Origin of the sequence: Pseudofrankia asymbiotica (assembly GCF_001983105.1) — a bacterium.
Taxonomy (GTDB): domain Bacteria; phylum Actinomycetota; class Actinomycetes; order Frankiales; family Frankiaceae; genus Pseudofrankia; species Pseudofrankia asymbiotica.
In genome coordinates, this window is the sequence record NZ_MOMC01000084.1 from 1 (window position 1) to 26236 (window position 26236).

Here is a 26236-nt window from a genome sequence, read left to right on the forward strand (position 1 = left end):
CCTTCAACCCGGAGCGGACCGCGACCAGGCCGGCGCGGTGACGGACCATCTCCCGTAGCTCGCGCAGGGCGGGCGGGGCGATCCATGCCTCGGGCAGCCGGCCCATCCGCAGCAGATCCGCCAGATCCGTGGCGTCGCGGATGTCGTTCTTCACCCGCCGATAGGAATACGCCTTCACCCCCAGCGGATGGGCCAGATGCACCCGGGCATCGAGGTCGCCCAGCGCGTCGACCGCCCAGTACCAGCCGTAGGTCGCCTCCAACACCACCTCGGCGTGCGCACCCGCCTTCGCGACCTCCGCCGCCAACGTCTCCGGATCGTTGGCGATCCGGACCGTCGAGAGCGGAACACCTTCCGGCGTCATCCGCACCACCACACTCCGGCGACGATGCAGATCAATACCGACTACCTGCGAACCCTCGTACCCTTGAGTCACAGGGGCCTCCTCGTCCAGTGACGATGGCAACAACCCCCGGCCTACCCGGGGGYCGTCACCAAGGAGCGGAGGCCCCGCTCCTTCATCGCATCAGGGACGCATGCCGCTGTGGCGGGGATCCGTGCCGCTGTGACACGGCCACCGCGGCCGACGGAGAGGGAGACCGCGGGTCCAACCGGAGCGTTCCTCCTGTCGTCTCACTGCCACATGGGTGTCCATCTCACAAACAACAGCGGACTATCTCCGTAGCGACATGGGTAACCCACCGAATGTGTACTTTGCCGGTCACGATCCGTCTCGCACAGTCCGCGAGGTTGTGGCGGTGGCGTGGCATCAAGCACCAAGGAGGATCTGGTGACCGAACAGAACAGTTCGCCTGACCTCGCCGGGGCCCGGTTTGGGGTCCCTTCTGGACCGGATGAGCCGGCCCAGAAGGTCGGCGGCGTCACCGAACCCACAGACCCCCAACTCGGAGGGACCGAGTCCACCGCCGCCAGCGCCGCCAGCGCCGCCAGCGCCGAGGCCGGCCCGAACGAGCACCACGACGAACATCCCAACGGGCATCACGACACCGCCGCCAGCGTGCTGGCCGGCGCCAGGGACCGCGTCGCACCAGCGGTGGCGACCGTGCGCGACAAGGTCGTCCCCGCGGTCACCCCGGCCGTGACCACCGTGCGCGACAAGGTCGTCCCCGCTGTCACGCCCGCCGTGACCACCGTGCGTGACAAGGTCACCCCGGTCGTGACCACCGTGCGTGACAAGGTCACCCCGGTCGTCACGACGGCGAAGGAGAAGGTCACCCCGGCCGTCACCACGGCGAAGGAGAAGGTCGCCCCGGCCGTCGCGACCGCCAAGGAGAAGGTCGCCCCGGCCGTCGCGACCGCCAAGGAGAAGGCGGCGCAGAACCCCCGGTTGGCCGCCGCGGCCGAGCGGACCGTCGCCGCGCGGGACCGGGCCGTCGAGAACGCGCGGCGGCAGGCCGGCGAGCACCCGTGGATCGCCGCGAGCGCCGAGCGCACGGCCGCGACCAGCGGTAAGACCGCCCGCGCGGTCAGCCAGCAGGCACGTCACCACCCGGTGGCCGCCCGGCGTGCCGGGGCCGGCCTGGCCGCCGTCGCCGCCGCCGTCTGGCTGCGCCGTCGTCGCGCCGCTCGTCGCGGCTAGGCCCAGCCTCCCCGCTGATCCGCGAACCGCGCGACCAAGATCCAGAGGTCGGTGGGGAGGGGATCAGCGGGGAAGCGGTGGGCCGACGGCTGTCAGCTGACAGCCGTCGGCCATCGGCGTTGCGCCAGGTGCTGGCACGGTTCCGCCAGGCGTTCCGCGGGTGTCCCGATCGCGCCGTTACGTAGATCGACGGGGCGAATCCGGTGGTACCTGCGACGGGCGGGTGACCGGACGGCGAGAATGCCTCATGCCCTGGAAGCCGGACCGTGCGCTGATGCTCGGGCTCGCCGTGCTGGCCTGCGCCGTAGGCATCGGTCTGTTCGCGAATGTTGCCCTTGCCGGGTACTTCGGACTGTCAGCGTTGCTCGTCTCTGGCGCCCGTGGACCACGGCGTACCGCCGCGATCGGCGGTCTGGCGGTGGTCATGGCTGTCATCTCCGGGATCTGGGACGACCGGTTCGGCAAGCCCCAGCACCTGGCCGCGGTCGGGCTCGTCATCGCGCAGTCCGCCGTGGCCGTCTGGATCGCGGTGCACAGGAGCCTGCGAGAGGCGGAACTACGMCACCGTGAGTCCGAGCTGCGCCAGGTCCGGGCGGTGGCCGACGTCGCCCAGCGCGCGCTGCTGCCAGACGTACCCACCACGATCGAAGGCGCCGCGCTGGCGGCCCGTTACCTGTCGGCGGCGGAAGAGGCCTCCATCGGCGGTGACCTGTACGAGGTCGTCGCCACCAAGCACACCATTCGTGTGATCATCGGAGATGTCCGCGGCAAGGGCCTGCCCGCGGTTCGGCTCGCCTCGGTCGTCCTCGGCGCGTTCCGCGAGGCGGCGGTGACCTGGCTCGAGCCGGAGCAGGTGGCCGCGGCCTGCGCCCAGGCCGTCAACCGGCAGGCGGAAGCGGAGGACTTCGTCACCGCTCTGCTGCTCGACATTCACCCCGACGGACGGCTCAGCCTCTGCTCGGCCGGTCACCACCCGCCGATGCATCTGTCCAGGAGGCCCTCCGACGGAGCCGAGGTGACGGGCGGCGGACAGGAGAGGGCGGGCCAGGAGATGCGGTTGAAGTCGCCGAGCCCTCCGCTGGGGCTCGCCGAACGGTTCACGCCGACCGCCGGGCAGTGGGCCGTTGGGGACCGCCTGCTGCTCTTCACCGACGGGCTGATCGAAGCCCGCTCGCCAGGTGGCGAGTTCTTCCCGCTCCAGGACCACCTCGACGTGCTGTTCGACGGCACGCTCGAGGAGGCACTCGATCGGCTGACCGAACGCGTCACCCTGCACGCGGGCGGCCACCTGCGCGACGACCTCGCGATGCTGCTCATCGAACGACGCCCGCTCGCGTCCGAGCCCACGGTGCCGCGGCAGCTGTCCGCGGCGGACAACAACGGGCCGCGCACCGGGTCTCGTGTCACCGATCCGGACGCCGAACCGCCAGCCACGGCCACTCCAGCCGCCTCGGGCGGCCCCGTGTACGTCCGCGCCATCGGGCTGGGGGCGTCCGGGTGGCGCCGTCTCCGCGCCGGCCGATCGCACCGTTCGGCCTGACGACGGCACAGCGCTGCCCGCCGCGGGCTAGTTGCCGTTGCGGTAGTCGACCGCGCCGGGCAGGTCGATCCTGGAGTCACGACCCCAGCCGTCCTTCGCCCAGAGGCACCAGTCGACGCGGCCGAGCGTGAACCTGACCTGCTTGACGCCGGCGCCGTCGCCGCTGAACTTGAAAGGGCCGAACGAACTCCAGCCCCGATAGAACAGACCCATAGCTGCGCTCCTGAAAACGGGGCCCGCGACGGGGCCCAGGCGATTGCGGTCGGGAATCCCTGCCAGCCGGCGGTTTCCGCACGGACGGCGACTGGGAGTGAGGCTAGCCCGACGTGATGGACAGCCGGTGGAAATGACCGGTAGGCGACTGGCCGGCGGCAAACACACCGACTCCGTGATCCAGGTGCTCCGTGTGCGGTGTCCGTATCGCGCCAAGGCGTCATGCGCGGTGGCCACCTCAACCATGAGATGACCGGGCGGCACCGGCGTGCCGGCCTCCCGCCAGGCCCCGGGTCGTACTCGTGGTCGCGGCCCGGTCGCGACCCGTAATTTGGCGCCCGTTGGACACGAACACCTGATGAACTCCGGGCGGCCACGGCCCGGCCGTCCACAGCGAGCCCCCGGCGCCACAGCCAGGCGTCCCCGGCGGATGCCGTCTGGCTCCCACTACTGTCAAAGACCGACATCTGTCCTCGCGCCACGCGGCACTCGCGAATCCCGTACGTCTTTGGATGGCGGGAACGAACCGTGAGCGCGGTGGACACACAGCCCTGGCCGGGGAGAGGGGCCGATATGCGCGCGTTCAGGCCGCCGGCGTCCTCGCCGGCCGGTGTCGGCTGACGCCGGCCGGCATGATGGCCTGGCGGCGGGTGGCCGCCTCCTCACGTTCCTCGCACGCGCGACCGGCGTCCGCGGACCGGACCGGCCGGCCCGCGCGCCGGGTCTCGTCCCACGGGCGCCGGAACGGGTGGCTCGCCAACGCCCTCGCCACCGCGGTGATGCTGGCTGTGGTCGCCGCCGGGACGAGCGCCTGCCAGCTCGAGGGCAGCGGTCCCGACGCGGCCGGCGGGTCGTCGCCGTCGGCGGCCTCGTCCTCGAGCGGAGCCGCGCCGACGTTCAGCGCGGATCCGAAGGGACAGCCACCCGTCGTCGCCACCGCCGGCGGCCTGGTGAGTGGTATCCGCGCCGGTCAGATGGATCGCTACCACGCGATTCCGTTCGCCGCGCCGCCCGTCGGGACGCTGCGCTGGGCCGCGCCGGCGCCGCCGAAGCCGTGGCAGGGAATTCGCGACGGGAGCCGCGGCGCACCGGCCTGCGCGCAGACCGGCACGCTGAGCATGCTGTCCAGTGAGGACTGCCTGTACCTGACGGTCTCCCGGCCGGCGGGAGCTCCGACGGACGGCCACCTGCCCGTGATCTTCTGGATCCATGGCGGCGCGTTCGTCGGCGGTACCGGCGAGCAGGCCGACCCGACTGCGCTGACCACCGGTGGCCCGGCGATTGTCGTCACCACGAACTACCGCCTCGGGGCGCTCGGGTATCTCGCCCTGCCCTCCCTGGCCCAGGAGAGCGGCGGGGACGCCGGCGACTACGCCATCCAGGATCTGACCGCCGCGCTGCGCTGGGTCCGGAGCAACGCGGCCTCGTTCGGCGGCGACCCGAAGAGCGTCACGATCATGGGAGAGTCCGCGGGGGCGATCAATGTCTGCGCGCTGCTGGCCGCTCCCGCCGCGAACGGGCTGTTCCAGCGGGCGGTCATGGAGAGTGGGCCGTGCGGCTGGAAGCTCCCGACCATGGCGGTCGCCTCGCAGACCGGCACCGCCCTGGCGAACCGGCTCGGCTGTGTCGACGCGGCGACRGCGGCGTTCTGCCTGCGTTTCCACTCGGCGGCCGAGATCATGGCGGCGTCGGCCGTTGACGTCTCGATTTTCAACCCGTTTCCGTTTTCACCGGCCGTCGGCGGCAAGACCCTGCCACTCACCCCGTCCCAGGCATTATGGAATGGGAAACTGGCGAACGTCCCCATGCTGATGGGCACGGTCCAGGACGAAGGACGGCCGTTCACGACCTACTGGGCCAACCAGGGTCCGGTCACCGACCTCGGAGTGGACGGCGTCGTCCGCACTCAGTTCCCGGACCGTGCCGAGCGGGTGCTCGCCGCCTACCCGCCCGGTCGGGTGCCCGCCCGCGAGCGGCTGTCGCGGATCATCACCGACTCGATGTTCACGTGCCAGGCGACCACCTTCGCGCAGCTCACCACCGCGATCGCCCGGGTACCCACGTACCTGTACGAGTTCGACGTCCCGGAGCGGCCGGCCGTGAATGCCGAGTTCGGCGCCGGCGCGACCCACGGCGCGGAGCTCGACTTCCTGCTGCCCGGCCTCACCGGCAAACTGACGACGCCTGAGCAGCACTCGCTGTCGAAGACGATGATCGGCTACTGGACCCGCTTCGCGGCGACCGGGAACCCGAACGGCTCCGGTACGGCCACCGGCTCCGCGGTCGCCTGGCCACGTTTCGACGTCCCGGCGGTCCGTTCCGGCGACGACCGCCTGCTGCTCACCCCCGGCAGGACCGCCCCGGCCGCCGGCACCTGGTCGGCCCATCACTGCGACGTCTGGAGCTGACGCGGGCCGGCGCACGCCGGCTTTCGCTGAGCCCTCTTGCGCGCACGCGGGCGATCGGTTCACCGTGAGGGGCGGCGAGCGGGGTCTGTCGGCTCCGCCGAGCGCCTGATTGACCGGAACGCACCGCCGGGCCCACTGGTTCGGCGGCCCTGGCGGCGGCGGGGTGGGGGCGGCATGACCGATGCGATCGCAACGGCGACGATGACGGGCGAGGCAAAGGGTTTCCTGCCCAGCGAGTCCGCGTTTCGTTTCACCAACCGCTTCCCGCACCAGCCCGTCATCGCCGTGCGAGTGCCCGGCGTGGGCAGGGGCATCCCGATCGGCGACGCGAGCCGTGGCCTCTGCGGCGGCATGATATTCGCGGTGCGCGATCTGTTCGAGGCGGGCCGGGAGCCGCCGGCGGATGTCACGCCGCCACTCCCGGCGTCACCGCTGTACAGGTACATCGTCCGCCGCCTGCTCGCGAGCTGGAATCTTCCCCGCGGCGGGCTGACCTACTACCGCCTGCAGCGAACGGCCGACGCGGACGTCGTCTGGGCGCTCGGCCGCCGCGCGGGCATCGGCCGCGTCACGGTCGTCGACGAGTGGCCGAAGATCCGGCTCGGCCTGGACTCCGGTCGTCTTTCCGCCCTCGGGATCATCACCGCGCATTCCGCCGACCCGATGAAGCTGGGCTTCAACCACCAGGTCCTCGCCTACGCCTACGAGCAGTCCGGCACGGCCGTCACCCTGCGCGTCTACGACCCGAACACCCCGCTGGACCGCGCMGACGACGTCGTCCTCTCCTTCGACACCGCCAACCCCGCCGGCCCCGTCCTCGTCAGCCACAACCTGGCCATCTCCGGCCGCCCCGTCCGAGGCTTCTTCCACACCACCTACCGCTGGTCCGACCCGGCCCCGGCGCTGGCGGCATCCGCGTAGGACCGTTCTGGGTATGTCCACCAGCGCAGTACGTCGGTCAGGGCGTCGACCGTGTGATCAGGCTCCGGCCACGGTGACGGGGTGCTGGAGGTCGCCCGTCACGGCACGGGGGCTGCCGTCCCTGGTCGTGTAGCCGACCATGCAGGTGAACGACCGGCTCCCGCTTCCCAACTCTCCGCGAGGATCTCCAGGTAGCCGATCCGCTCCGTCGCCGATGTCGCGAACGGCGGGCCGAGGAGGCCTCGCGCCGCGTCTCCGCACTGCGCGGTGATGGGCGCTCGATGGCCACACCCGACAACCCACCCGCCAGCAGCGCCGACAGGCAACAGAAGCACCGAGCGGCCGCGCCCATGCCGTGCCAACGCAGGCGGACCGATGCCCACCCTTCTCGGGCGACCGGCGCGCCGCCGTTCCCCGCAGAACGTCCTTGAGTAGTTCGGACAAGATACTGCGCTTGATGAGCATTTTCTACACGCGAGCCGCCAGCTACCTTTCGAGAGAGCGAATCAACCCAGGCGGCCGCGGCGGGCCGGCGACCGGAAATTCCGTGTCCATCGCCTCCGGCGCCGTGCGAGCATTACCAGAAAGGTAACCGTGAACAAGATCGGAATCGTTCGGCGAGCGGCGGCGACAATCGCCGCCACGGGAGCGGCCGCGGTAGCGGCGATCGTGGCTACCGGCGCAGGTGTAAGCGCGTCCGAGCACGGCCCAGACCGGGCCGCCGACACCGTCGCCATCCAGACCACGCAGGCCTGCTACGGCCGCGCCCAGGACACCGTATATCGCAACTATGCCGACGCGAGCAAAGCAGCGAGCGAAGGCCGAGCCGCCTTTGGCGCCTGTTTTACGCCTGACGCCCATATCTCCATCGGCCTGCTCGGCCAGGCACCCTTCGAAAGCGCGAAAAACATCGGGGAGTGGGTCGACTTCGTCCGACAGTTCGGTCAGGACCACGGCTATCTCAGCACCCGTCATCTTATCGGAAACGTCGAAGTAGTATTTACCGGACCCGACAGCGCGATCGTGTACAGTTCCGGGACGACACCGCACTTCATCGGCGCAGGAAAATTGGCCGGGTCGCCCGGAGTGGATTGGATCACCGGCAACTACCGGGGAGAGGTCCGCCGCGTCCACAACCGCTGGCTGATCACCAGTTTTCAGATCAACGCCGACGAGTTCGCCCACACCTCCGTCGAATACCCGATGGGCCGCAGTGACGGCAGCGGAAACATCGGGTTCCCGGACAACATCCCCGGAGAGCCGGCCGGTACCGGCCGCGGCTGATCAGGACGGCCTCCCGCACAAGTAAGGCGGCCGGGTCGCCGTGGGTTCACCGTGGCGGCCCGGCCGGATCGGTCTGCGCCGGTCGGTGAATTCGTCGCGATCCGCCATGTCACGGACGACGGGTGGTACGACGGGTGGCTCCTCCGGATTCCTCCGGCCCCACCTTCCGTTGCGTCGGGATCCGGTCACTACAACACCTTTCGAGGGTGGTGTTGCAACCGCCGCGAGAACTCAAACCCCCACGAAGATCCACACATCGCCCGAGTTGATCACTCGGAGGTCATGGAGAATCGTCGGCGGATCGAGGTTCGGTTTTGGGAGTGTCACACGAGGTCGAGGATGGCCTTGCCGTGGAGCCGGCGCCGAGTGAGGGCGGTGATGGCTTCGTCGGCCTRCTGCCACGGCCCGCGCCACCCGACGCCCACCTCGAGGCGACCGTGATGGATCTGGCCGGCCAGCCAGCTCATGTCCTCGGCCAGCCGGTGCGTGTCGGCATAGAGGTAGAAGGACTGGATCGTTCTGCGGTCTCCGGAGATGGCGTCAGGCGGGAAGCGGATGTCCTGGCGCGACGCGCGGCCCACGCTGACGAGGACGCCGCCGGGATCGCGAAGTCGTTGATACGCCTGCACGAGAGTGTCGCCACCGACCAGGTCGATGGCGGCGTCGATGGTGGTGGCGAGCTGGTCCGGTCGGTCGACGGTCTGAGCGGCGCCCAGGCGGGCGAGGTCGTCGGCGAAGGCTCTGGCGGCGACGGCGATGACCTCGGCGCCCGCCTGGCTGGCGAGCTGGACCGCGAACCGCCCCACACCGCCGCTCGCACCGGTGATCATGATTCGCTGTCCGAGCAGGAATCCGAGCCTCCGCAGCGCCCGCAGGGCTGATCCCGCGGCGACCGGAATCGTCGCCGCGAGTCCGTGGTCGGCGCCCTCGGGAAGGGGAGCGAGCAGATCGCTGCGCACGGCACGCAGCTATGCCCAGCCACCGCCGTGCTCACCCGTGGTGACCACCGCGGTGCCTGCCGGCGGTCCGGATCCGTCGGCGGCGGGCTGGACGATCACTCCGGCGGCATCCCATCCGAGCACCGCGCCGTCGGGTGCCGCGGCGATCCGGTAGACGACCTCGCCGAAGTTCAGGGTGGTGGCGGTAAGCCGTACGAGCGCCTGATCGGATTCGGGCATGGGATCCGGGCACTCGACGAGTCGCAGGCCCAAGGGGTGATCGTGCTGGACGACCAGGGCCTTCATGATCCGGCCTCGGCGAAGTCGGCGTCGTCGCCGGTGCGGCCGCCGTACGTGGCGATCTTGTATTCGGTGGCGGCCAGCGACAGGGTGAGCTCGCGGAGTTGACGGCAGATCGTGTCGCGGTGCTCCAGCAGCATGTCGAGGCGTTCGGGCACGGTCGCCTCGCCCTCGTCGACCAGCCGGACGTAGTGCTGCAGGTCGCGCATCGGCATGCCGGACAGTCGCATCCGGGTCAGGAACACGAGACGTCGCATGGCCGCCGCGTCGTAGCTGCGGTGGCCGCCCGGGGCACGGTCCACGACGATCAGTCCGGCCCGCTCGTAGTACCGCAGAGTATGCGGCGAGACGTCGAGAAGATCGGCGGCCTGGGCGATCGTCAGCGGATCGTCGAGGTCGTTGAGGTCGGCCAGCCGGTGGATCGCCTCAACCGGTATCGGGCCGTCCATCTCGTTCAGGCTGGCCAGAGCCTTGCTCATGAGATCGTCCGTGGTCACGCTGGGCCTCTCAGATCGGCCGGTCGACTGGGACGACCGCCTCGGCGAAGTCGGAACCGCGGGCCACGTCCGCCCATTGCGCGAGCGAGGTGAGACCGGCGCGGTACGAGGCGCCGATCCGCTGTACCGCCTCGGCGCCGAGCGGTAGCCGGAGCGGGACCTCGTCGCCGTGGGCGAGCTTCACGATGATGGCTGCCGCCTTCTCCGGGTCGCCTTCCTGGGCGCCGTCCGCGCCGACGAGGCCGGCCCGCACCGCAGCCAGCGCGTCGCGGTAGGTGTCGTCGACGTCGGCTATGGCAAGCACGTCTTTCCGGTTGAACGCCGTTCGGAACCGCGACGGCTCCACCAGCATGACGCGGATGCCGAACGGCGCGACCTCGCCGGCCAGCGCCTCGCTCCAGCCCTCGAGGGCGAACTTGCCGGCGCAGTACGCGCCCACGCCGGGGAAGGCGAAGCGGCCGCCCTGGCTGCTCATCTGCACGATGGTTCCCGCCCCCTGCGCGCGCATCGTGGGCATCACCGCTCGAACCAGCGCCGCGGGCACGAAGAGGTGCAGGGCGAGCGATTCGCGCAACTGGTCCTCACCGACCTCCTCGGCTGCGCCCACATAGCCGCGCCCGGCGTTGTTGACCAGCACATCCACCCGGCCGAACCGTGCCGCGGCGGCATCGACGACCCGCGGGACGCCTCCGACGTCGCGTGCGTCGAACTCGACCACTTCCAGACTGTGCGGATGGCGGTCGACGAGATCCTGCATCGCCGCCGGCCGCCGTACCGCCGCGACTATCGAGTCCCCGCGGCCCAGCGCGACCTCGGCGATGGCACGACCGAAGCCGCGGGTCGCCCCGGTGATGATCCACGTGAACGGATCGGATGCAGCCATGTCGCCGACGATAGGAGTTCGAGTGCGCTCGAACGCAAGACCGATCTAAGGGACCGATCTAAAGGGAAATAGAACGTGACCGATGAGCGCAACGCGGCCCAGGGCGAGACGACCGCGCTGGGACAGGCGCCTTCCGGCGGGTGCCCACGCTGGAACGGACACCTTCGGCGGAGTGACCGCGCCGGGTCAGGCGGCCTGGATGGCGTGGTAGGGCTCGCCGCGCTCCAGCATGTGGTAGATCGCGACGAGGATCGAGTGCTCGACCGCGACCGCGCCTTGGCCCCGCCGCGGCGGGGTTTGATCCGTTTGTGCTGGCCGTCGCAGCCAACCGCTTACTACTGACGCCAGGTATGGGATCAACTACTCCAAGTGTGCCCCCAACGGGATACGCAGCAGACCAGTGCAGGAACGATCAGCAGTTCCACGTCTGGCCGGCTCGTCATCGAGGGCGGTTTTGAGCTTCCCGTTCGCGGAGGCGCCCGATGACCGCGCCGGGGGACCGTGGTGCGGGCAGCACCAGCGAGAAGGGGAACTCCGCCACCTCAGGCGTCACCGTGATCATGGCGCTGGTCATGGGACTCAGCTTCCTGTTCGGCTTCGGCAACYCCTGGGCCCTCGGAGTCCAACTCGGCGTCCCGGCCTACGTCGCACCCCTCGTCGCCCCCGCAGTCGACCTGTCCGTCATCGGCCTCCTCCTCGGCATCCGCCACCTCGCACTCGGCGGCGCAACCACCCAGCAGATGCGCCCAGCATGGCGACTACTCGTCTTCGCCGGCTTCGTCACCCTGGCACTCAACGTCGCCGAACCACTCATCGAGCAGAACTACGGCAAAGCCGCCTTCGACGCCGTCGGACCACTCCTACTCATCGGCTGGTCCGAAGTCGGACCCGGCCTCCTCCAAGCGATGAAAGCCCTCAACTCCGCAGCCGCCCCGCCCACGTCCACCGAGCACCCAGGCCCACCAGCCCCCGAACACGACAAACCAACGAGCCGACCTCCGGTCACCGAAACGGAGGTGGCAAGGACGGATCCGCGGCCGGGTCCAGGCAAGGCCCGCGAGCAAGACCTACTCCACCGAGCACGAGCCGAAGACGTCCTCAACTGGCAACACCACCAACGCCCCATATCCGCAGAAACCCTACGCAAAAGACTCCACGTCGGCGCCCCCACTGCACGCAGACTCGTCGCCCAGCTACGCACCGACACCCACACCCAGATCGGAGACAGCGTCAGAACCCTCGATGGTGAGCCACAGGAAGATTGATCGAGGAGGTACCGACGATGCCCGCACCCACAGCCACGCTGGTGGATGCCCGACGCGTTCGTCGATGACCATCCAGGCATCGGAGCCCAACCTTGGGGGACGATCCCGGTCGGCCTTGCTCCGGAGGGCGTGGCCGCGACCGACAGTCTGTCCAACCCGCAGGTGTACGTCGCCAATGCCGGCGAGACGACCGTGACGGTCATCGACGCGAAACTGGGTATCACCACCGTCGACCTTGGCGCCGATGTCTTCCCCAGAAGCATTGCTATCGACACCGACGCGCGACCCCCGGGTGTACGTCGCCAGCCGCACCTTCGGGCATCCCGCTGTCGCGATCCTCGATCGCGACACCAACACCGTGGTGAGTACATTCTGCAGCCCCCTGTGGCGGCGGTCGCCCCCTCCGAAGGCCTCGCCAGCCCGCGTCTCTACCTTGTGGGCGGCGGTACGGACACGCTGAGGGTGCTCGACCCTGATACCGCCGAGATCACCGCCTCCGTCCCCGTCGGCTCCGGACCCATCGCCCTGGCGATCCAGAACTGACGCTGCAGGTTCGCCCCCGGAGCCGCGTACTCCGCGGCTCCGGGGCCGTCTGGAGGCACGCCAGGGCTGCCACGCTCGCTCAGACTGGCGGGCAGTTCACGCCCACCGAGCTGATCACGCCGCAGTAGCTGGATCGGGCCACCTGCCATCCGTCGGCAGTATGGATCAGCATTACGGCAATAGTGGTGGTCGCCGGAGGATCTCCGGGTTTGCTGCCCTTCCAGGCGAGGGTGACGTCGGCGTTGATCGTRCTGGGGCTGGTGGCGTCGAGGCTGGTCGCTGTGGCGGTGAGGGAGTCGACGAGCTGTGGGCTGTCGGTGGCAAGCTGGGCGCGGACGCCGGTGAGGGCCGCGCCGTCCTGGACGGCCGCGGCGAACTCGTCGGCGCTGGCGTCGGGGGAGAACGTGTCATGGATCGCGGCGCGTACCGCCGCCGCGGTGGCGGCGTCGGGCGGCGGCAGGTTGGCCGGGGTCGCCGGCCGCGCGCCGAGGACGAGTCCGTCGGCGATCCGCTGGAGTGTGGCCGGGTCGGCGGGGGTCGTCCCGAGAGTTTCGACGCTGAGCGAGACCCCGGACGGGGTCAACCAGACCAGGGCCGTGTCGTAACGGCGAGCGCCTTGGGGGCCTGAGGTGCCTTCTCCCTGGCCGATGTCGGCGGTGATGAGGAGCGCCGGTCGGCCGCCGACGGTCCGCTGGACGCCGACTGGCGTGGTGCCCAGGATTTTTGCCGGGATCGAGCGAGGGCCGGTCAGGTCGGTCGTGATTGAGTACATGTCCGTCCTGATCGGATCCCAGGAGACGCTGACCCAGAGCTGCGTGGACGCAGCCGTGGCTGCCTGGCCCGAGGTGGCGCTGGTCGGGTCGGCAGGGATGGATCCCTCGAACTCGCTGGTGAACACCCCTACGCGTCGTACGCCCAAGCTGTACTGAGACAGCGTTGGATAGTTTTCGGACGTGCCCGTGAGCCGCGGCGTGGGATAGGGGCTGTCAGCGCGCGGCGGCAGGACCGTGTAGTCGCCCTGATGGGTCATCCCGCCAGGTAGCCAGGTAACGGTGAGCCCGCCATAGGAGTTCAGACCCTCACGAGGCGTGAYGGACACGGCTGGCGCGGCCTGGCGATCGAGGGTCCCGGTCGCGGCGAGAAGGCCGAGGGGGATGCCGAAACCGCCGAGAACAATGGCGAGCGCGGTGACGAGCCGGCCGCGCGTGCGACGACGGCCCGCCTGGGCGCGGACGTCGGCGGTGAAGGTCTGGGCGACATCTCGCAGCGGCAGCGCCGGGCCGAGGGCACGCAGGCGGGATTCGAGGTCGTGGCCGGAGTGGGTCATCGCGCCTCCCTCCTGGTGGTGCGGGCGTTGGTGGGTTGGGAGCCCGAGAGCCGCGGGCCGGAAGGCCACGGCCGCGCTGATGGGCTCGGTTCGTTCGTCAGGACGTCCGTTCGGCCCGGGCCGTCGGGAATCGGCGCCGGTCCGGGTGGTGACGGCTCGCCGGCGAGGCCGCGCAGCTCGTCGTCGGCACGCAGCCGGACGAGGCCCCGGGAGGCCTGGGAGCGCACCGAGCCGATGGAGCAGCCGAGCGCCGCGGCGACCTCGGCCTCGGGCAGGTCCTCCAGGTAGCGCAGCACGATCACGGCCCGCTGGCGGGGTGGGAGAGACAGCAGGGCCCGTACGAGGCTCGCACGCTCGGACACGGCGTCGGCGTGATCGGCGCTGAGGCCGGACGCGTCCGCGGTCCAGGAGCCGTCGACGACGAGGGGCACTTCCGGTGCGCGTGCCCGCAGCCCACGCCAGCGGCTGGTCGCCGCGTTGACGAGCGCGCGGCGCACGTAGGCCTCGGGCTGCCGGTTGGCGATCTTCGGCCAGTGCCGGTAGGTCCGCTCGAACGCGCCCTGCAACAGGTCCTCGCCGGCAGCCCAGTCACCGCCGACCAGCAGCGTCGCGCTCAACAGCAGCCGTTTCGCCGCCGTGGCGACGAATTTCTCGAAGCTCTGTTCCTCATCGGCACGCATCCCTCATCTCCCGCCTTCCGGACCGGACGCCATACCAGACGCAGCCAGGCGCACCCCACGATGAGCGCCGAACCGGGCGATTCGGCGCGGCCGGCCACAAGGGCCGAGTCAAGGCTGTGACCTGTGYGGTCCGAACCTCTGGCGCGTCAGCGCCATCGCGTCCTGATGCCCTACTCCTCCGCGGCGGCGCGTGTCGCGTCGAAGTAGCTCTCTGACAGTCAGGAAGTCACGGCACGGCGCCGGACGGCGAAAACGGCCGAGCAACGACCGAAAGGCTCCCCAGCGGCGGCTTCAATACGCGGCCCGCCGCGGCCGGCGCCGCGCGGCGTGGACGTCCGATGGCGCGCGGCGGACATCGTTAACGCGGACAGGCACCGGATACCGGACGGCCCGCTAACTCGCGGACCACCTCGCCGATCACCCGCGCGAGCCGTCCCGTGCGGCGCTGATAGCGCTCAAGCACGTCGGGAACCTGCTCCCGGAACGTGTCCGGCAGCGGTCAGCGCCGCGTCGCCCAGCAGGTCCCCGAACGGGCCGCCGAGGAAGTCCCCGACACCGCCGAAGCCCCCACCTCCACTGTGCATGGCGAGCCAGCAGTGGACGTCGCACGTGTTCGTCCCGAAGGGCTGCGGCAGGTCCGGCGCACCCGCAGTGGCGAGAGGTTGCTGCCCCGGGCCAAGCGGCACGCCGTCGCTGACCGGCATAGCGGTGTAGGGGCGGACCGGGTCGGTGGCCCGAGCCGGGGTGTACGGCGCGGACGGCGCGCTGGTCGGGTCGGTACCGGGCGCGGGGGCAGCGATCGGCAGCGCCCCGGCCGGAGTCGCGTTGACAGGAGGGACAACGAACGAGCTGGCCGCTGCGGCCTCGGCCGGCAACGTCGAGGGCTTCGGCGTCGCGGCAACCCGCTCCGCCTGCGACACCGGGAACACCGGGGCGGCCGGTGACGCCGCGGGAGCGGGCGCCGGAGCCGCGGGTGGGGCCGCCGCCGTGCCACGACTCGGCGCCGCAGGCGCAGGACCCGACTGGAGACACGCGCCGAGATCCGGCTGTCTGTGCGCGTTGGCGCTCGCTGAGCGTGCCACCGCCAACGCGCTGTCGGTCCAGGCCAGCCGGAGTGCAGCCAGTTCGATCATCGCGTCCGACGATGGTCACGTCTTGTGGCGATGCTGCTGGGACACAGTCAGGCTCCTCCTCCGACGAACGAAACATGGTGAATGTGGACTCCGCTCACCTACGTGCTCTGGGTAGTGGGAACCGTGCCGGTCGGCAGGCTCTGGCGGGTGCTGCCACGGGCGGCCCGCCGCTGCGGGACGACAACCGCCGCCTGATCACCTCACGCCAGCCGGCGCCCCGCGGCGAAGCGGCGCACGCTCATGGGCGAGGGCCATGGGCCCTGAGGAAGTCGCCGACGAGACCCCGCACGTAGTCAGCGCCGAACGTCCGCCCGGCCAGCAGCCGCCGGTAGATCAGCGGTCCGGCCAGCTGGTCGATGGCCTGATCCGGGTCGAGCCGGCCGTCGAGTTCACCGCGCTCGATCCCGGCTGCTCCCCCAGGGCATCCCGCACGCCCTGCGCCGGGTGTCGACGCCACCGCCGCGGGTGCTGCAGATCTCCTCACCCGGCGGCTGGGAGAAGTACCTCGAGGACCTGTTCGAGGCCGGCCCGAGCGTCCTCACCAACGGCGCCCTCGACCCAGCAAAGATCAACCCGATCGCCGCGAAATACGACATCCGCTACGAGGAAAGCCCCTTTTGCGTCACTCCCGACCCGAGCGAGTAGCCCCACCGGCTGATACCGGTCGAGACGAGCGTGCTGACCAGGCCCGCGATGTCGACAGCGAGCTTCTTGCTCACCAACCGGATGCCGGCAGCCGCGAGCGTCGCCGTCGCGGCCGCCGCGTCGGAGCTGCCGACCGTCGCCCCGATCGTCTGCTGACCGCCACCCAGCAGCAGGCCGCCCCGGTCGGCCGCGTACTCAGGAGGCGTCGGACCCGTGCGAGGCGCGGGACCGGGTTCGTCGCACGTGGGACCGGCGTCGACCGAGTCGGAAACGTGAAGCAGCTGAGGCGATCTACAGGTGAGAAAATACCCCACCCAACTCACCCGCCAGGCACAATCCGTAACGGATCAACTACTCCGCGCGTGCCCCCAACGGGATTCGAACCCGTGCTACCGCCTTGAAAGGGCGACGTCCTGGGCCACTAGACGATGGGGGCGGAAGGCCCTGAGCGGTCGCTGCGCGTGGCCTGGACCGTCGGGAACTCCGGGCAAGCATAGGGGACGGGTAGGTCAACCGCCAAACGGCTTCCTCGGTCCAGCCAGCGAACAGACGGCGAGGACCGGGGCCTCGTCCCCCGTCTTACAGGCGGGTGAGATCGATCTTTACCGGGAACGGCGCGGTTGCCTCGACGACGCCCGTGTGGACGTCGCCGTCGCGGTAGCTCCTGGTCGCGGGGTCCAAGACGTATGTGTAGACGATCGGCACGCCGGCAGGAGGCTGCTCGATCCGCCAGTAGTACGAAATGCCAGCCTTCGCGTACTGCTCCGCCTTGACGATCCGGTCGGTCGTCTCCGATCCTGGCGAGACAACCTCGGCGACGAGCAGGATGTGTTCGGGCCGGGCCGGCATGATGTCCAGCGTGTCGGCGCGATACACGACGACGTCAGGGCGACGGTTGGTCAGCGGCACATCCTGCAGTCGAACATCAAAGTCGAGATCGGCGTTCCAGTCCGGCCCGGCAGCGGCCTCCAGCGCAACCGCGAGAATCTTGGCCAGCCGATTGTGACGCCTGGACGCGCTGGGACTCACAACGACCATCCCGTCCACGATCTCGATGTCCGCGCACTGCTCCTCGGACCAGGAGTCGTACTCCTCCGCCGTGATCTGCTGGTGCATCCAGGCGGGAGCGATCATCTCCGCGGTGATGGCGCACCTCCTTGAGCCTGACCGGCTTGATCCGTCTCAGCCAGCGTAGCGCCCCCGTCTCGCTTGTCTCGTCAGTCCAGCCGAGACAGGGAGACGCCGAGACGGCCGCGCCCCCCGGTACCGGAGATCGGTGCCGGGGGGCGCGGCCGTGGAACGCTGGATACGCCCGGACGCTAGATGCGGCCGGTGGAGGCGGCGCGCTTGCGGCTCAGGGCGTCGACGCTGGCGGCGACGGCGAGCACGCAGCCGGTGACGATGAACTTGGTGCCAGCGCTGTATCCCATGAGGCCCATGCCGTTGTCGATGACCGCGACCACGGCGCCACCCAGCACCGCGTCGACGATCCGGCCCTTGCCGCCGAAGAGGCTGGTGCCACCGATGACCGCCGCGCCGACCGCGTACAGCAGCGTGTTGCTGCCGCCGGCGTTCGGGTCGACCGAGGTCGCCCGGGACGCGGCGATGATGCCGCCGACCGCCGCCATCGCCGAACAGATGACGAAGCACGAGATCCGGATGCTCACGACGTTGATGCCGGCACGCCGGGCGGCCTCGGCGTTGCCGCCGACGGCGTAGATGTGCCGCCCGTAGGACGTGCGGTTGAGGACGTACGTCCCCACGACGACCAGCACGAGAATGATCGGGATGACGATCGGCACGCCCTTGAGCGAGACGATCGCGGTCCGCGAGCGCTCCAGGTTGAGCGCGTAGACCGCCAGGCCCGTGAGCACGGCCAGTGCGCCGGTGCGAACGGCGACCACCGAGATCGGGTCGGCCGACAGTCCGCCGCGCCGCCGGGTGGCGCTGCGCATCACCTGGCTCGCGCCGAACCCGAGGACCACGACCGCGAACAGGATCCAGCCGCCGTAGGTCGGCAGGTTCTTGTTGGAGATCGCGACGATCGTCTTGTCTCTGATGGAGATGTTCCCGCCGTTGCCGATGATCAGCAGGACGGTGCCCTGGAAGGCCAGGAACGCCGCCAGCGTGACCACGAACGACGGGATACCGACTCTCGCGACCAGGAACCCGAGCACCAGCCCAATCGCGACCCCGGTCCCTAGCCCCGCGAGGATCGAGACCCACCAGGGCTGGCCATGCTCGGCGGTCAACGTGGCCATGACGGCGGCGCAGACGCCGGAGGCGAAGCCGGYGGACAGGTCGATCTCGCCCAGCAGCAGGACGAAGACCAGGCCCATCGCGATCACGGTGACGGCCGCGCCCTGTGTGAACAGGTTGGCGAAGTTGATGGCCGACACGAACCGCGAGCGCAGGATCGCGAACGCGACGCACAGTACGAGCAGACCCAGGATGGCGGGCAGCGCCCCCATGTCACCGCCGCGGACCTTGCTGACGTACTCGCGGCCGTAGTCGAGCAGGTTCGGGCTTTCCACCGACGGCACGTTCTCGGCGTCGGTGGAGGCCGGCGTGCCAGGCGCGGCGGGCTCCTTGCTCAGGTTGGGGGCGACGTCCGTGGTACTCATGCCGTACCTCCGCTGGCCGCCACCGTGCCGGACGCCGCGACGGCGTCCTTGTGGGCGCCGTCCTCGGCGCCGTTCGCGGGCGTCGTCTTGTCCGGCGGCGAGCCGGTCGTGATCATCTGGATGACATCGGAGACGGTGACGTCGGCCGTGCGGACGTCGGCGGCGACCCTGCCCAGGTAKAGGGCGCAGATCCGGTCCGACACCTGAATGACGTCACGCATGTTGTGCGAGATCAGGACGACCGCGAGGCCGTTGTCCGCGAGCCTGCGGACCAGCTGAAGCACCTGTTCCGTCTGCGCGACRCCGAGCGCGGCGGTCGGCTCGTCCAGGATGACCACCGAGCTGTTCCACAGCACCGCCTTGGCGATGGCGACCGTCTGGCGCTGTCCACCGGACAGGCTGGCCACCCGCTGGCGCAGCGACTTCACCGTCCGGACCGACAGCCCGGCGAGCGTCTTCGCCGCTTCCTTCTCCATCCAGGCCTCGTCGAGGGCGACGAAGCGGCCCCGCTTCTCCCGTCCCAGGAACATGTTCTGGACGATGTCCAGGTTGTCGGCGAGCGCCAGGTCCTGGTAGACGATCTCGATACCGAGCGCGGCCGCGTCCTTCGGCAGGTGGACCGAGACCGGCTGGCCCTTGAACAGGTAGGCGCCGGAGTCCATCGAGTAGATCCCGCCGATGCACTTGACCAGCGTCGACTTGCCCGCGCCGTTGTCACCGACCAGCGCGGTCACCTCTCCCGCGTTGGCCGCGAAGTCGATGCCGTTCAGCACCTCTACCGGGCCGAAGCTCTTGTGGACGCCGCGCAGTTCGAGGACGGGCGTTCCCGGCGGTGGATGGTCGCTCATGATCACTCCTCGCCATGCGCGGATCAGCGGCCTGGGTTCCTGTCGGATCGGTGGAGCGGATCTGGCAGGTCGTATTGGCGCGCGAACGAAGCGGATGGTGGCGGTGGGTGGATGTGTCCTTGATTACAGATCGATAACAGTATGGGTGGCTCTGTGCCGCTAAAACAGCGTCCGCGACCTGCCGAGGCGGGACGACGTCCCGCGGACGGCGAGATCGCCACCACCCGCGGACGGCGAGACCACCACCGCCCGCGGACGGCGTCCGGCCGCCGGAATAGTCCCCACCGGTCCGCCCACGGCCCGCCCCGGCACCGGGTCTCCGGGCCGGGGTTGGGCCAGCCCCTGCGGGCGGACCGGTGAGAACTAGCTCAGGCTGTCGCCACTAGCACCTCGAAGAGGAGACCGCCGGAGACGCGAAGCAGAACATTTCGCGTCCCCTTTGGCCGTCAGGAGATGCCGGCGGTGGTGCAGAGCGCCGCGAACTTGCCGGTGCAGAGCTGAGCCTTGGTCACGTAACCGTCGGCGAGGACGTCCTTGACGTTGTCCTTGTAGATCGCCACCGGCTGCAGCAGCACGGACGGGACGTCCCGGTTCCCCTCGGGGTCGTGGATCGTCTGCGGAGCGTCGCCCTTGTCGCCCTTCGCCAGGCTGATGGCGAGCGCGGCGGCCGCGTCCGCCTCCTTCTTGACGGCCTTGTACACGGACATGCACTGGTCGCCGGCGAGGATGTTCTGCAGCGCGGGGGTGGTGGCGTCCTGGCCGGTGACCGGGACCTTCCCGTTGAGGCCGTTCTTGGCGAGGATCGCGAGCGCAGCCTGGCCCAGGCCGTCATTGGCGGCGAGCACGCCACCGATGTTCGGCTGCTGGGTCAGCATCTGCTCGAAGATCGTGCCGGCCTGCTGGTTGTCCCACTTGGGCACCGACTGGTCCGGGCCCTTGACGAACGAGCCGTCGTCGTACTTCGGCTTGAGGACCGAGTCGTAGCCCTGCTTGAACAGCGTGGCGTTGTTGTCGGTCGGCGAGCCGTTCAGCTCGGCGATGATCGGCTTCTGCGCCTTGGCGTCGGTCAGGCACTTGACCAGGCCTTCGCCCTGCAGCTTGCCGACCGCGACGTTGTCGAAGCTGACGTAGTACTGAGCGGAACCACCCAGCGTCAGCCGGTCGTAGTCGATCGTCGCGACGCCCTGGCCCTTCGCCTTGTCCTCGATCGCCTTGCCGGAGCCGGAGTCGAGGTTGGTGATCATCAGTACGGTGACACCGTTGGTGATCATCTGGTCGGCGATGGTCTGCATCTGCGTCGCGTCACCCTGAGCGTTCTGGATGTCGTAATCGATGCCGGCTGCCTGGAAGGCAGCCTTCAGCAGCGGCTCATCGGCCGTCGCCCAGCGATCGGACGACTTCGTGTCGGGCAGGATCACTCCGATCTTGCCCTTGACCTTGGCGCCGCTGGAGGCGCTGGCGGGTGTGCCGCCGCCGTTGTCGTCCCCGCCGCCGCCACAGGCAGCGATGCCGAGCACGAGACAGGCTCCCGCTGTCGCGACTCTTAAGAGCTTCGTGCGCATCTGCGTAGGCCCCTTCCCTTGGGCGAAACTGCCCAGGATGCGGATGCTAAGTTGTGCGGCGGAACATATTCGTGTGATCAGCCTCACGCAAGCGAAAGTCGCCATCAACCGGAAATGGTGACCCTGTGCACACGCTCCACCACTTATCGGTATCTGTCCGCTCCGCCAGACTGGGTACGTGATGCGCTTTTCGCGACCACACCCAAACATCTCGGGGATCAAGCAGGAGGAGCTACGCCGCCACAACCTGAGCCTGCTGCTGCGCTACGTCCATCTGGCCGGTCCGACACGGCGCGCCACCCTGACCGCGCAGACCGGGCTCAACCGCAGCACGATCGGCGYGCTGGCCGCGGAACTCGCGAGCACCGCCGGGCTCGTCCGGGAGGAGTCGCCCGAGGTGCGCTCGGGCGCGGGCCGGCCCTCGTTCCTCGTCGTGCCGGAAACCGAGCGCTACCAGGTGCTCGCGTTCGACCTGAGGGTGGACCGGATCGTCGGCGCCAGGGTCGGCCTCGGCGGCACGGTGCTCTCCAGGGACGTCGTCCCGCTGCTGCCTGACTGCCGGGACTTCGAGGAGGTCGTGAAGCTCACAGCGGCCACCGCGCGCCGGCTGGTGGACGCGCTGGGCCCAGAGGCCCGCTGCGTGGGGGTCGGGGTCGCCACCCCGGCGGTGGTGCGCGGTTCGGATGGGTTCGTCCGGTTCGCGCCCAACCTCGGCTGGGAGGAGCAGCCGTTCGGTGAGGCGCTCGAAACCGCGTTCGCCGACGCGCTGCCTGGCGGCATGGTCGACGACGCGGGTGTCCTCGTCGCCAACGACGCCGATCTGGGCGCCCTCGCCGAGCAGGCCAGAGGCGTCGCCCGTGGCCACGACGACATCATCTACCTGTCCGGCAACGTCGGCGTGGGCGCCGGGATCATCTGTGGCGGCCGGCCGCTGCGCGGCCACGGTGGTTACGCCGGCGAGGCCGGGCACATGGTCGTCAACCCCGCCGGCCAGCGGTGCCGCTGCGGCGCGCGCGGCTGCTGGGAGACCGAGGTCGGGACGGACGCCGTCCTGCGCGCCGCCGGGCACGAGCCCGGCGACGGCACCACCGTGCAGGACGTCGTCGCCGAGGCGAGGACCGGCAGCCCGCGTGCCCGCTGGGCGCTCGACGAGGTCAGCCGCTGGCTCGCCGTCGGCGTCGGCAACCTCGTCAACCTGTTCAACCCCGAGCTGGTGATCTTCGGCGGTGAGCTGCGGGACCTGCTCGCGGTGATGGAGCACGACATCGTCAGCCGGATGGGCGTCGGCGGCCTGACCGTGTCCCGCGAGCACGTCGAGCTGGTCCCGTCCGCGCTCGGCGGCGACTCCGCGTTGTTCGGCGCGGCCGAGCTCGCCTTCGCCCGCCTCCTCGACGACCCCCTCGGCGTCGCCATGAGCCTGGCCGCCACGGGCGGCTGACCGCCCGCGGCCGTCTGGCGGCCGTCCGGTGACGTCTGGCGGCCGCCTGGCGGCCGTCAACTCGCTGGGTGCTCGCGGCTCAGCAGCGGCAGGACCCCATCGAGGACGCCGGCGAAGGCGGACCTGGTCAGCGGGTCCGGCTCGGCGGCGACCAGGTCCGCCGCGACCGCCCAGTCGGGCGGCTCCGAGGCACCCGACAGCGCCCAGGCCGCCTGCCTGGCCGCGCCCCTGGCGACCCATTCGGTGCCGGGGTCGGGCAGCGCGACGGGGATCCCCAGCACCGCCGGCGCGAGCTGGCGCACGGCGCGCGACCGGGCCCCGCCACCGACCAGCACCGCCCGGCGCACGGGCACGCCGTGCCGGCGCAGCGCGTCGACACCGACGGCCAGGCCGCACAGCACCCCTTCCACGGCCGACCTGGCGAGGTTCTCCCGGGAGAGGTTCCCGCGGGAGAGCCCGGCCAGCAGGCCGCGCGAGCGCGGCAGGTTCGGCGTCCGCTCGCCGTCGAGGAACGGCAGCAGCGTGAGCCCGCCGGCCCCCGGCTCAGCGGCCAACGCCAGCGCGTCGAACCCCTCGAAGCTCACGCCGAGCAGGTCCGCGACCGTGGTGAGCACTCGGGCGGCGTTGAGCGTGCAGACCAGTGGCAGGAAGCGCCCCGTCGCGTCCGCGAAGCCGGCGACGAGCCCCTCCGCGTCCCTCGTGGGCGTCTCCGACGTCGCGAAGATCGTGCCGCTGGTGCCGACGGAGACGATCACGTCGCCGGGCAGTGGGCAGATGCCGAGGGCGGCGGCCATGTTGTCGCCGGTGCCCGGGGCGAGCAGCGTGCCCGGGGTGGCGACCCGGACGGCCTGGGCGACGACCTCGTGGGGGGCGGCGACCCTGGGGAGTTCCAGCGGGTGTCCGAGGGCGCGGTCGACGAGTTCGGGGAGGTAGCCGCCGGTCGACGGCGACCAGTAGCCGGTGCCGGAGGCGTCGCCGCGGTCGGTGGTCCTCGGCGCGTTCGCCGGACCGGTCTCCCGGCCGTCGCCGTCTCCGTCGTCGTCGCCGTTTCCTCCTCCGCCTCCGCCGCCGGCGAGGCGCCAGGTGAGCCAGTCGTGCGGGAGCAGGACCGAGCTGGTCCTGGCCGCGTTCGCCGGCTCGCGGCGGGCGAGCCAGCGCAGCTTGGTGACGGTGAAGCTCGCCGTCGGCACGCTTCCGGTGGCCGCCGCCCACTTCTCGGCGCCGAGCTCCGCGACCAGGTCGTCGGCGTCGTCGGCGGAGCGCACATCGTTCCACAGCAGCGCCGGGCGCACTGTGCGGCCCGCGTCGTCGAGCGCGACCATGCCGTGCTGCTGGCCGGCGACCGACAGCGCCGTGACGCCGTCGAGCAACCCGCTTCCCGCCGCGACGCGCAGCGCGGACCACCAGGCCTCGGGATCGACCTCGGTGCCCTCGGGATGGGGAGCCGCCGCCGACCGGACGACCGTGCCGCCGGCCGCCTCACACACCACGATCTTCGTCGACTGGGTCGAGGAGTCGATTCCGGCGACCAGCGTCACGAGCGACCGCCGCCGATCCCGACCCGCAAAGCCCTGCGCCGCTTCAGTTGAGCGGCCGATGGGAATCGTGATCGGGCTGGCTTGGGCAGCAAGGGCGACGCCCCGGAAAGTGTCGACATTGTACCCGTTTCGCTACGGTTTCTGATTGCTACTGGATGTTCACAAGCAGAGACAAGGGGTTGCATGACGGCTCCACCTGGCCTATTTGTTGTAGCCACCACCAAACTAACCTTGAGGTGACGCCATGGCCAGCGATCTGACTCCGACCCGGGCCGACCGGTTCAGCTTCGGCTTGTGGACCGTCGGCTGGCAGGGGCGCGACCCCTTCGGCGAGGTGACCCGCCCGGCGTTGGACCCGGTGGACACCGTCCACCGCCTCGCGGACCTGGGCGCCTACGGCGTGACCTTCCACGACGACGACCTGATCCCGTTCGGGGTGGACGACACCGAGCGGGACCGGCACATCAAGCGGTTCCGGGCCGCGCTGGACGAGACCGGTCTGGTCGTCCCGATGATGACCACGAACCTGTTCTTCCACCCGGCGTTCAAGGAAGGCGCGTTCACCGCGAACGACCGAGGCGTACGTCGGTTCGCGCTGCGCAAGACAATGCGCAACATCGACCTCGCCGCCGAGTTCGGCGCGAAGACCTATGTCGCCTGGGGTGGCCGGGAAGGCGCGGAAAGCGATGCCGCCAAGGACCCGCGCGCGGCGCTCGACCGGATGAAGGAGGCCATCGACGTCCTGTGCCAGTACGTCCGGGAGCGCGGCTACGACATCCGGTTCGCCCTGGAGCCGAAGCCGAACGAGCCGCGCGGCGACATCCTGCTGCCGACGATCGGCCACGCGCTGGCGTTCATCAACGAGCTCGAGTATCCGGACATGGTCGGCCTGAACCCGGAGGTCGGCCACGAGACGATGGCCGGGCTCAACGTGGTGCACGGCTACGCACAGGCACTGTGGTCCGGCAAGCTGTTCCACATCGACCTCAACGGCCAGCACGGCCTCAAGTACGACCAGGACCTGCGCTTCGGCGCCGCCGACGTGAAGAGCGCGTTCTTCCTCGTCGACCTGCTGGAGAGCGCCGGCTACGACGGCCCGCGGCACTTCGACTTCAAGCCGCCGCGCGCCGAGAACGTCGACGGCGCCTGGGTCTCGGCCGCCGCCTGCATGCGCACTTATCTGATCCTCAAGGAGAAGGCGGCCGCGTTCCGCCAGGACCCGCGCGTGCTCGAGGCCCTGGAGGCGGCCGGCGTGGGCGCCCTCTCCACCCCGACCGTCGCCCCCGGCGAGACCCTCACCGACTTTCTGGCCGACCGCGGCTCCTACGAGGACTACGACGCCGACGCCGCCGGCGCCCGCGCCGTCAACATCGAGCACCTCGACCAGCTCGCCCTCGAGCACCTCCTCGGCGTCGCCTGACGTTCTGGGTTCCTGGCCTCCTTGCCTCGCGCCGTGCGGGGGTCCTGCGCGGCGCGCCAACCGGCGCGTCGGTCGATGATCGCGACTTGTGCCCTCCGGTGGTCGTCCACAGGGTCCCTGTGGACGACCACCGGAGGGCACAGACAGCGATCAAGTCCCAGCGATCAAGTCCGCCGACGGCGTGCGACCCGCAAGCCGTGACGGCCGCGTCCGCGCCACCGCCGGCCATCGGCCTGGCGTGGTTCGACGGATGGGCGAGCACCCCTCATCGACCCTCTCGCCGTCCTGTATGCTTCTGCTCGAAGCGATGCACGGCGCTCGGAACCTCGGTCGTGACAGTAAGATCGAAAACTGAAGATCGTAGCATGGTCCCGTGGTGAAGTCTGGAGTTCACGCCGCCCTGTCAAGGCGGAGGTCGCGGGTTCGAATCCCGTCGGGACCGCGCACAACGTCCGTAGTCGAGTACCTAAGCGCTACGGACGTGTCGTCTGGGGGCAGGTAGCTCAGTCGGTACGAGCGTCCGCCTGAAAAGCGGAAGGTCGGCGGTTCGACCCCGCCCCTGCCCACCGTCACAAGCAGGCAAGACAGAAGCCACCGGCGGCGCCGGTGGCTTCCTTGGTCTCAGTCCT

27 protein-coding genes and 3 tRNA genes are annotated in these 26236 nt (G+C 70.3%); 13 read left to right on the forward strand and 17 right to left on the reverse strand.

Annotated features, from left to right (window positions below; genetic code table 11):
* On the reverse strand, window positions 1-364 hold a 364-nt coding region (locus BL253_RS33145), incomplete at its 3' end, for an IS110 family transposase (protein WP_241835355.1).
* 426 nt (window positions 365-790) lie between these two features.
* On the opposite strand from BL253_RS33145, the gene BL253_RS33150 reads away from it, so the two are divergent.
* The gene (locus tag BL253_RS33150; RefSeq protein ID WP_076821443.1) at window positions 791-1600 is read left to right on the forward strand and encodes a ribonuclease E domain-containing protein; all 810 of its coding nucleotides are present in this window, start codon (window positions 791-793) and stop codon (window positions 1598-1600) included.
* Between the two features lie 247 nt (window positions 1601-1847).
* Window positions 1848-3140, forward strand: a complete 1293-nt coding sequence (locus tag BL253_RS33155) for a PP2C family protein-serine/threonine phosphatase (RefSeq protein WP_076821445.1) — start codon at window positions 1848-1850, stop codon at window positions 3138-3140.
* Between the two features lie 27 nt (window positions 3141-3167).
* Here the strand turns inward: BL253_RS33155 and BL253_RS33160 are convergent, their stop codons facing one another.
* Window positions 3168-3353, reverse strand: coding sequence for a hypothetical protein (locus BL253_RS33160; RefSeq protein WP_076821447.1), 186 nt, complete (start codon window positions 3351-3353; stop codon window positions 3168-3170).
* Between the two features lie 583 nt (window positions 3354-3936).
* Window positions 3937-4290: a hypothetical protein gene (locus BL253_RS44250; RefSeq protein WP_241835356.1), complete on the reverse strand. Its 354-nt coding sequence runs from the start codon at window positions 4288-4290 to the stop codon at window positions 3937-3939.
* Window positions 4291-4303: 13 nt separating this feature from the next.
* Between BL253_RS44250 and BL253_RS33165 the strand changes: the two genes are divergently transcribed.
* The 3 genes from BL253_RS33165 (at window position 4304) to BL253_RS33175 (ending at window position 7966) form a co-directional block, all read left to right on the forward strand.
* Window positions 4304-5761, forward strand: a complete 1458-nt coding sequence (locus BL253_RS33165; RefSeq protein ID WP_241835357.1) for a carboxylesterase/lipase family protein — start codon at window positions 4304-4306, stop codon at window positions 5759-5761.
* Window positions 5762-5935: 174 nt separating this feature from the next.
* Window positions 5936-6682, forward strand: coding sequence for a hypothetical protein (locus BL253_RS33170; protein WP_076821449.1), 747 nt, complete (start codon window positions 5936-5938; stop codon window positions 6680-6682).
* Window positions 6683-7276: 594 nt separating this feature from the next.
* Window positions 7277-7966 carry a nuclear transport factor 2 family protein gene (locus BL253_RS33175; protein WP_076821450.1) on the forward strand — a complete coding sequence of 230 codons (690 nt, stop codon included), beginning with the start codon at window positions 7277-7279 and terminating at the stop codon, window positions 7964-7966.
* Between the two features lie 323 nt (window positions 7967-8289).
* On the opposite strand, the gene BL253_RS33180 is transcribed toward BL253_RS33175, so the two are convergent.
* The 4 genes from BL253_RS33180 to BL253_RS33190 are packed head-to-tail and all read right to left on the reverse strand — an operon-like array spanning window position 8290 to window position 10584.
* Window positions 8290-8925, reverse strand: coding sequence for a zinc-binding dehydrogenase (locus tag BL253_RS33180; RefSeq protein WP_241835358.1), 636 nt, complete (start codon window positions 8923-8925; stop codon window positions 8290-8292).
* Window positions 8926-8934: 9 nt separating this feature from the next.
* Window positions 8935-9210, reverse strand: coding sequence for an MDR/zinc-dependent alcohol dehydrogenase-like family protein (locus tag BL253_RS44255; RefSeq protein WP_241835359.1), 276 nt, complete (start codon window positions 9208-9210; stop codon window positions 8935-8937).
* Window positions 9207-9683 carry a MerR family transcriptional regulator gene (locus BL253_RS33185; RefSeq protein ID WP_241835360.1) on the reverse strand — a complete coding sequence of 159 codons (477 nt, stop codon included), beginning with the start codon at window positions 9681-9683 and terminating at the stop codon, window positions 9207-9209. The genes BL253_RS44255 and BL253_RS33185 overlap by 4 nt, the downstream gene beginning before the upstream one ends.
* A 28-nt stretch (window positions 9684-9711) precedes the next feature.
* Window positions 9712-10584 (reverse strand): SDR family oxidoreductase, encoded by an 873-nt coding sequence (locus BL253_RS33190; protein ID WP_076821454.1) that lies wholly within the window; start codon window positions 10582-10584, stop codon window positions 9712-9714.
* A gap of 482 nt (window positions 10585-11066) precedes the next feature.
* Between BL253_RS33190 and BL253_RS33195 the strand changes: the two genes are divergently transcribed.
* On the forward strand, window positions 11067-11849 hold the full coding sequence (locus BL253_RS33195) for a hypothetical protein (RefSeq protein WP_076821456.1): 783 nt from the start codon (window positions 11067-11069) through the stop codon (window positions 11847-11849).
* Window positions 11850-11894: 45 nt separating this feature from the next.
* On the forward strand, window positions 11895-12392 hold the full coding sequence (locus BL253_RS33200) for a YncE family protein (RefSeq protein ID WP_076821458.1): 498 nt from the start codon (window positions 11895-11897) through the stop codon (window positions 12390-12392).
* Window positions 12393-12471: 79 nt separating this feature from the next.
* Here the strand turns inward: BL253_RS33200 and BL253_RS33205 are convergent, their stop codons facing one another.
* From BL253_RS33205 to BL253_RS33220, 4 genes are all read right to left on the reverse strand, one after another.
* Entirely contained in the window at window positions 12472-13719 is a 1248-nt protein-coding gene (locus BL253_RS33205) for an MTB12 C-terminal domain-containing protein (protein ID WP_076821460.1), read from the reverse strand.
* On the reverse strand, window positions 13716-14399 hold the full coding sequence (locus BL253_RS33210; RefSeq protein WP_076821462.1) for a SigE family RNA polymerase sigma factor: 684 nt from the start codon (window positions 14397-14399) through the stop codon (window positions 13716-13718). The genes BL253_RS33205 and BL253_RS33210 overlap by 4 nt, the downstream gene beginning before the upstream one ends.
* 455 nt (window positions 14400-14854) lie before the next feature.
* Window positions 14855-15319, reverse strand: coding sequence for a hypothetical protein (locus tag BL253_RS33215; RefSeq protein WP_131831634.1), 465 nt, complete (start codon window positions 15317-15319; stop codon window positions 14855-14857).
* A 451-nt stretch (window positions 15320-15770) separates the two neighbouring features.
* Window positions 15771-16016, reverse strand: coding sequence for a TetR/AcrR family transcriptional regulator C-terminal ligand-binding domain-containing protein (locus BL253_RS33220; protein ID WP_081438944.1), 246 nt, complete (start codon window positions 16014-16016; stop codon window positions 15771-15773).
* On the opposite strand from BL253_RS33220, the gene BL253_RS33225 reads away from it, so the two are divergent.
* Together BL253_RS33225 and BL253_RS44930 are read left to right on the forward strand one after the other, a co-directional pair.
* Window positions 15977-16177 (forward strand): hypothetical protein, encoded by a 201-nt coding sequence (locus BL253_RS33225; protein WP_241835362.1) that lies wholly within the window; start codon window positions 15977-15979, stop codon window positions 16175-16177. The genes BL253_RS33220 and BL253_RS33225 overlap by 40 nt on opposite strands.
* Before the next feature lie 30 nt (window positions 16178-16207).
* Window positions 16208-16333 (forward strand): hypothetical protein, encoded by a 126-nt coding sequence (locus BL253_RS44930; protein ID WP_274535287.1) that lies wholly within the window; start codon window positions 16208-16210, stop codon window positions 16331-16333.
* A 207-nt stretch (window positions 16334-16540) separates the two neighbouring features.
* Here BL253_RS44930 and BL253_RS33235 read toward each other — a convergent pair.
* The 5 genes from BL253_RS33235 to BL253_RS33255 form a co-directional block, all read right to left on the reverse strand.
* A tRNA-Glu gene (locus BL253_RS33235) sits at window positions 16541-16613 on the reverse strand.
* Window positions 16614-16756: 143 nt separating this feature from the next.
* Window positions 16757-17311 (reverse strand): Uma2 family endonuclease, encoded by a 555-nt coding sequence (locus BL253_RS33240; protein WP_076821465.1) that lies wholly within the window; start codon window positions 17309-17311, stop codon window positions 16757-16759.
* A gap of 185 nt (window positions 17312-17496) precedes the next feature.
* Window positions 17497-18801 carry a sugar ABC transporter permease gene (locus tag BL253_RS33245; RefSeq protein ID WP_076821467.1) on the reverse strand — a complete coding sequence of 435 codons (1305 nt, stop codon included), beginning with the start codon at window positions 18799-18801 and terminating at the stop codon, window positions 17497-17499.
* Window positions 18798-19649, reverse strand: coding sequence for an ATP-binding cassette domain-containing protein (locus BL253_RS33250; RefSeq protein WP_076821469.1), 852 nt, complete (start codon window positions 19647-19649; stop codon window positions 18798-18800). Before BL253_RS33250 ends, BL253_RS33245 begins: the two co-directional genes overlap by 4 nt.
* Before the next feature lie 446 nt (window positions 19650-20095).
* On the reverse strand, window positions 20096-21298 hold the full coding sequence (locus BL253_RS33255) for a sugar ABC transporter substrate-binding protein (RefSeq protein WP_241835363.1): 1203 nt from the start codon (window positions 21296-21298) through the stop codon (window positions 20096-20098).
* Window positions 21299-21392: 94 nt separating this feature from the next.
* On the opposite strand from BL253_RS33255, the gene BL253_RS33260 reads away from it, so the two are divergent.
* A complete protein-coding gene (locus BL253_RS33260; RefSeq protein WP_076821472.1) occupies window positions 21393-22649 on the forward strand; it encodes an ROK family protein in 1257 nt (418 codons plus the stop codon).
* 56 nt (window positions 22650-22705) lie between these two features.
* Here BL253_RS33260 and BL253_RS33265 read toward each other — a convergent pair whose 3' ends face one another.
* Window positions 22706-24187 carry a xylulokinase gene (locus tag BL253_RS33265; RefSeq protein WP_076821474.1) on the reverse strand — a complete coding sequence of 494 codons (1482 nt, stop codon included), beginning with the start codon at window positions 24185-24187 and terminating at the stop codon, window positions 22706-22708.
* 244 nt (window positions 24188-24431) lie between these two features.
* Between BL253_RS33265 and xylA the strand changes: the two genes are divergently transcribed.
* From xylA to BL253_RS33280, 3 genes are all read left to right on the forward strand, one after another.
* Window positions 24432-25607 carry a xylose isomerase gene (gene xylA / locus BL253_RS33270; protein ID WP_076821475.1) on the forward strand — a complete coding sequence of 392 codons (1176 nt, stop codon included), beginning with the start codon at window positions 24432-24434 and terminating at the stop codon, window positions 25605-25607.
* 367 nt (window positions 25608-25974) lie between these two features.
* Window positions 25975-26049, forward strand: a tRNA-Asp gene (locus BL253_RS33275).
* Between the two features lie 50 nt (window positions 26050-26099).
* Window positions 26100-26173 (forward strand) — tRNA-Phe (locus tag BL253_RS33280).
* Window positions 26174-26236 lie beyond the last annotated feature (63 nt).